The sequence below is a fragment of the Rummeliibacillus sp. POC4 genome, assembly GCF_003576525.1.
Classification (GTDB): Bacteria; Bacillota; Bacilli; order Bacillales_A; family Planococcaceae; genus Rummeliibacillus.
Window position 1 is genome coordinate 1 of the sequence record NZ_QWUA01000157.1, and the last position, 1,093, is coordinate 1,093.

10 tRNA genes are annotated in these 1,093 nt (G+C 48.9%); all 10 read right to left on the reverse strand.

Features of this window, described 5'->3' with window-relative positions:
* Positions 1–67: 67 nt before the first annotated feature.
* Positions 68–139: transfer RNA gene (locus tag D1606_RS18510), tRNA-Glu, on the reverse strand.
* A gap of 7 nt (positions 140–146) precedes the next feature.
* A tRNA-Ser gene (locus D1606_RS18515) sits at positions 147–237 on the reverse strand.
* A gap of 3 nt (positions 238–240) precedes the next feature.
* Positions 241–317 (reverse strand) — tRNA-Asn (locus D1606_RS18520).
* A 9-nt stretch (positions 318–326) separates the two neighbouring features.
* A tRNA-Ile gene (locus tag D1606_RS18525) sits at positions 327–403 on the reverse strand.
* Positions 404–407: 4 nt separating this feature from the next.
* Positions 408–481: transfer RNA gene (locus D1606_RS18530), tRNA-Gly, on the reverse strand.
* Positions 482–485: 4 nt separating this feature from the next.
* Positions 486–561, reverse strand: a tRNA-Phe gene (locus tag D1606_RS18535).
* Between the two features lie 28 nt (positions 562–589).
* Positions 590–666: transfer RNA gene (locus tag D1606_RS18540), tRNA-Asp, on the reverse strand.
* A gap of 4 nt (positions 667–670) precedes the next feature.
* A tRNA-Met gene (locus D1606_RS18545) sits at positions 671–747 on the reverse strand.
* Between the two features lie 149 nt (positions 748–896).
* Positions 897–989 (reverse strand) — tRNA-Ser (locus D1606_RS18550).
* Positions 990–1,011: 22 nt separating this feature from the next.
* Positions 1,012–1,088, reverse strand: a tRNA-Ile gene (locus tag D1606_RS18555).
* Positions 1,089–1,093 lie beyond the last annotated feature (5 nt).

The following is a 1,093-nucleotide window of genomic DNA, read 5'->3' on the forward strand; positions in this document are numbered from 1 at the left end:
TAGATTACTTTCATGCTGGGCGCACTAAAAAAATCCTTTAGAACTTAACGTTCTAAAGGATTTAATATGACCCCTACGGGATTCGAACCCATGTTACCTCCGTGAAAGGGAGGTGTCTTAACCACTTGACCAAGGGGCCAATATAATGGCGGAGAAGGAGGGATTTGAACCCTCGCACCGGTTACCCGATCTACACCCTTAGCAGGGGCGCCTCTTCAGCCACTTGAGTACTTCTCCATATGGCTCCGAAGGTAGGACTCGAACCTACGACCCTCTGATTAACAGTCAGATGCTACTACCAACTGAGCTACTTCGGAATAATTTTATGGTGGGCCTAAATGGACTCGAACCATCGACCTCACGCTTATCAGGCGTGCGCTCTAACCAGCTGAGCTATAGGCCCATAATGGAGCGGGTGAGGAGAATCGAACTCCCGACAACAGCTTGGAAGGCTGTGGTTTTACCACTAAACTACACCCGCATAATGGTGGGTCGGGACAGAATCGAACTGCCGACACTTAGAGCTTCAATCTAATGCTCTACCAACTGAGCTACCGACCCATATTAGAATAATATCTTTCAAAGAAAATGGCGGTTCGGACGGGACTCGAACCCGCGACCTCCTGCGTGACAGGCAGGCATTCTAACCAGCTGAACTACCGAACCATTTTGGTTGCGGGGGCAGGATTTGAACCTGCGACCTTCGGGTTATGAGCCCGACGAGCTACCGAACTGCTCCACCCCGCGATAACAATATGAACTACTTTTTACTATGCACTTGGTTAATGGACGTCTTCCACGCTACGCTTGCGTCGACGTTAATCGCAATCTTCGTTTTGCGATTTGCTCCACCGTGCGATAATGTTATGAAATACTTCTTTACTATATTTATAAAATGGAGGAGGAAGAGGGATTCGAACCCCCGCGCGGTTTGACCCGCCTGTCGGTTTTCAAGACCGATCCCTTCAGCCAGACTTGGGTATTCCTCCAAAACTTTCATAAATATAAAAATGGTGGACCTTGCAGGACTCGAACCTGCGACCGGACGGTTATGAGCCGTCTGCTCTAACCAACTGAGCTAAAGGTCCTTTAG